5 protein-coding genes are annotated in these 3,892 nt (G+C 73.2%); 4 read left to right on the top strand and 1 reads right to left on the bottom strand.

From position 1 onward, the window contains the following. Nucleotides 1-601: 601 nt before the first annotated feature. Nucleotides 602-901 (top strand): DUF4193 domain-containing protein, encoded by a 300-nt coding sequence (locus ACFXDE_RS28470; RefSeq protein WP_329924615.1) that lies wholly within the window; start codon nt 602-604, stop codon nt 899-901. Between the two features lie 183 nt (nt 902-1,084). Here ACFXDE_RS28470 and ACFXDE_RS28475 read toward each other — a convergent pair whose 3' ends face one another. Next, nucleotides 1,085-1,534 carry a DUF3093 domain-containing protein gene (locus ACFXDE_RS28475; RefSeq protein ID WP_380497522.1) on the bottom strand — a complete coding sequence of 150 codons (450 nt, stop codon included), beginning with the start codon at nt 1,532-1,534 and terminating at the stop codon, nt 1,085-1,087. A 131-nt stretch (nt 1,535-1,665) separates the two neighbouring features. Here ACFXDE_RS28475 and ACFXDE_RS28480 point away from each other — a divergent pair, with 131 nt between their 5' ends. From ACFXDE_RS28480 to ACFXDE_RS28490, 3 genes are all read left to right on the top strand, one after another. After that, nucleotides 1,666-2,295, top strand: coding sequence for a PaaI family thioesterase (locus ACFXDE_RS28480; protein WP_380497523.1), 630 nt, complete (start codon nt 1,666-1,668; stop codon nt 2,293-2,295). Beyond that, nucleotides 2,292-2,756 carry a dUTP diphosphatase gene (dut, locus tag ACFXDE_RS28485; RefSeq protein WP_359964754.1) on the top strand — a complete coding sequence of 155 codons (465 nt, stop codon included), beginning with the start codon at nt 2,292-2,294 and terminating at the stop codon, nt 2,754-2,756. Before ACFXDE_RS28480 ends, dut begins: the two co-directional genes overlap by 4 nt. A 69-nt stretch (nt 2,757-2,825) precedes the next feature. Beyond that, nucleotides 2,826-3,629, top strand: coding sequence for a DUF3710 domain-containing protein (locus ACFXDE_RS28490; RefSeq protein WP_380439575.1), 804 nt, complete (start codon nt 2,826-2,828; stop codon nt 3,627-3,629). Nucleotides 3,630-3,892 lie beyond the last annotated feature (263 nt).

Raw genomic sequence — 3,892 nt, forward strand, 5'->3', positions numbered from 1 at the left:
GTCGGGGCCGGGGCCGCCCCCCGCCCCCCCCGCCGGGGCCCCCCGCCCCCCCCCCCCCCCCCCCCGGGGGGCCCCCCGCCCGCGGGGCCCCCCCCCCCGGGGGCGCCCCACGTTCGCGCGGGTGCTCCCGGGGGCCGTCGGGAGGTTCGGAGTGGGTGGATTTTCCGTGATTTGCCCCGGAAGATTCTGAACGTGACCAAGCTCACACCGTGTCGCTCCGCGACGTCGGCCGAACTCGGAGAGTGATCATGGCGATTCGGGCCCCGATCGCCGTCCGTGACCGGATTTCCGGCCCGGACGCGTGCGCGGGGTTGACGGGCGCCCCTGCTGGGCAAGGGATTCTGCGGGTGCCCGTACGGTCCGCGCTCACTCTGAGTCGCCGCCTGACGGGCTCCGGAGGGGGCCGGAGATGGCCCAGCGTGAGGCCTCCCGCGCCCCGGTGGATCACCCCAACGGACCCCGGGCTGAGTGTCGATTGAGTAACAGGGCTTGAAGTAAGGCAAAATCTCCGCCTCGGGTCGGGCACAAGACCGACCCCCCATGCGTTACGTGCGCTGGAGATACCGCACACACCGCACAACCCGGAGGGGGAGAGCGAAAAATGGCAACGGACTACGACACCCCACGCAAGACCGACGACGACGTCAACGAGGACAGCATCGAGGAGCTCAAGGCTCGGCGGAACGACAAGGGCGGAAGCTCTGTCGACGTCGACGAGTTCGATGCGGCCGAGGGCATGGAGCTCCCCGGCGCCGACCTCTCGAACGAGGAACTCGCCGTTCGCGTCCTGCCCAAGCAGGCCGACGAGTTCACCTGCATGAGCTGCTTCCTCGTGCACCACCGCAGCCAGCTCTACAGCGAGAAGAACGGCAACCCGATCTGCCGGGACTGCGGCGCCTGAGCAGCGCGGCGGACACGGCCCGGCACCCGCGGTCCGCGCGGAGCCGGCACCCAGCCCCTTCCGGCTCCGGGCAGCGGAGCCGGACGGCAGGTCCGGGCAGGACAAAAGTCGTAGGGACGGTCCCGCAGCCGCGGAACCGTCCCTCTTCGTCTTCCGGCGTGCGCCGGTGGCGCGCGCCCTGCGCTACGCCCGCGCGCTCCGGCGGGCCTCCTCCAGCGCCTCCGCCAGCTTCATCGGCGAGCGCGTGGACAGATAGAGGTACGGCGTCGGGTCGGTCGGGTCCGTCACCTCGACCCGCAGCGCCGTCGGGACGTAGCTGCGCAGCAGCATGAAGGCCCGCGGGTCCGCCTTCGGTCCGCGCCAGGCCACCGCCTCGGCCGGGCTCAGCGCGTGCGCGGTGCCCAGGGCGTCCACCGGGATCCGGGCCGGGCCGGCCACCAGGGAGCCCTGCACCACGCGGATCCGGGCCGAGCCGTAGCTGCTGATCGCGACCGCGCCGACGGCGATCCCGACGACCAGCCCGATCAGTGCGCCCAGCCCGCTGACCCGCAGCAGGATCAACGCGAGCGCGAGCCCGGTCGCGACCGGGAGCAGCCACCAGGAGCGGGGCACGGTGAGGCGTTCGTCGTACATGCCCCCATTGTGGGCGCCCTCACGGCCGGGCCCGGACGGCACCCCCGCCCGTCGCCGCGTCCGTCCCGCCGTCCGGCGGCCGTCCGCCGCCCCCGCTACCGCCCGGTAGGGCGTCGGTAGGGTGGGGCAGCGTGACCGGTACGACTGCCCCCACGCCCCCCGCCGACCGGTCGGCGCCCGCGACACCGCCGACCCCGACCACCCCGCCGCCGGACGCCGTGCTGCCCCCGCGGGCCCCCGAGGCGCCCGCCCCCGGCACCCGGCTCGGCTCGCACTACGAGCACTGCTTCGGCTGCGGCCCGCAGCACCCCGGCGGCCTGCGGATCGACGCCGTCGCAGGCGTCGGGCTCGACGTCACCGCCGAGTTCACCGTCCGGGACGCCCACCAGGGCGGTCCCGGCCTCGCCCACGGCGGCGTGCTCACCACGGCCATGGACGAGACCCTCGGCACGCTCAACTGGCTGCTGCACGTCCCCGCCGTCACGGGCCGGCTGGAGACCGACTTCCTGTGCCCCGTCCCGGTCGATTCGGTGCTGCACCTGCGCGCCTGGGTCACCGGCGTGCACGGCCGCAAGATCTACGGCGCCGCCGAGGCGCGGATCGGCGGCCCGGACGGGCCGGTCGCGGTGCGGGCGCAGGCGCTCTTCATCCAGGTGAAGCTGGAACACTTCACCACGCACGGTCGTCCCGAGGACATCGGGAAGGTCCTCGACGACCCCGACCTGATGAAGCGCGCACGAGCCTTTGAGGTGAACCCTTGAGCACCACCAACCAGCCGCTGGACGTCCTGATCCGGCGCATCGACCCCGAGCTGCCGCTGCCCGCGTACGCGCAGCCCGGCGACGCGGGCGCCGACCTGCGCACCACCGTCGACGCCGAGCTGGCGCCCGGCGAGCGGGCGGTCCTGCCGACCGGTGTCGCCATCGCCCTCCCGGACGGCTACGCGGCCTTCGTCCACCCCCGCTCCGGGCTGGCAGCCCGATGCGGAGTTGCGCTCGTGAACGCCCCGGGGACGGTCGATGCCGGGTACCGTGGAGAGATCAAGGTGATCGTCGTCAATCTGGACCCGCGCGAGGGGGTCAGCTTCCGCCGAGGGGACCGGATCGCCCAGCTGGTCATCCAGCAGGTCGAGAAGGCCCGCTTCCACGAGGTGGCCGAGCTGCCTGGGTCGGCACGCGCCGAGGGCGGGTTCGGGTCGACCGGTGGCCACGCCGCGGTCTAGCATGCCCGCGGCCTCGCAGGAAGCCGAGCAGGTATTCGCATCGGTCTTGGACCGGGAAGGACAGTGACCGTGTTCCGTCGTCGCCAGAAGAGCGAGGACGCTGTCGAGCAGCTCGCCGACGACGCCATCAGCGCCGACGAGACGGCCGATGACGTCGAAGGTTCCGCCGAGAGCGAGAACGTGACCGAGCTGGACCCGGCCGACAGGGTCGGCCTGCCGCCGGCCCCGCGGCCGGACGGTCCGTGGGACCACTCCGAGCTGGAGAACCCGGAGGAGGGCCGCGTCGACCTCGGGGGCCTGCTGGTCCCGGGCGTCGAGGGCATGGAGCTCCGTGTCGAGGTGGCCGGTGACGCGATCGTCGCCGCGACCCTCGTCCTCGGCAACAGCGCCGTCCAGCTCCAGGCCTTCGCGGCCCCGAAGTCGGAGGGCATCTGGGGGGAGGTCCGGGAGGAGATCGCCAACGGCATCACCTCGCAGGGCGGCCTCATCGAGGAGGAGGAGGGCCCGCTGGGCTGGCACCTCCGTGCCCAGGTCCCCGTGCAGCTGCCGGACGGCACCCAGGGCGTGCAGCTGGTGCGCTTCGTCGGCTGTGACGGGCCGCGCTGGTTCCTGCGCGGCGTGATCTCCGGTCAGGCGGCGGTGCAGCCGGAGATGGCCGGGATCCTGGAGCAGGTCTTCCGGCAGACGGTCGTCGTGCGCGGCGAGAGCCCGATGGCGCCCCGCGACCCGATCGTCCTGAAGCTCCCCGAGGACGCGCAGATGGTGGCCGACGGCGGCGGGGCAGCCGCTGCCGCCGCCGAGGGCGAGAGCCGCTTCGGCGGCGCGTCCATCGACCCGTTCTCGCGCGGCCCGGAGATCACCGAGGTCCGCTGACCCCGGTTCGACGCCTCGCCGGCCGTTCACCGGCCGTTCGCCGATCGCCCCCTCCCGGACCCCGGGCGGGGGCGATTTGCATGTGGCGCCCCCGGGCCCGTACAGTTCCGGAGTCGCCGCGGGAGACCGGGGCAACGAAAGCGGAAAGCAAATCCGATGAATGAAACTCCGGAAAACGGAGCGGAAAACATCTGATAAGCTGGAAACACGAAAGAACGAAGCGCCCGGAGGGCCCGCTGGAAGGCGGCTCGAAGGAAGCGTCC

Source organism: Kitasatospora sp. NPDC059408 (assembly GCF_042751525.1).
Taxonomy (GTDB): domain Bacteria; phylum Actinomycetota; class Actinomycetes; order Streptomycetales; family Streptomycetaceae; genus Kitasatospora.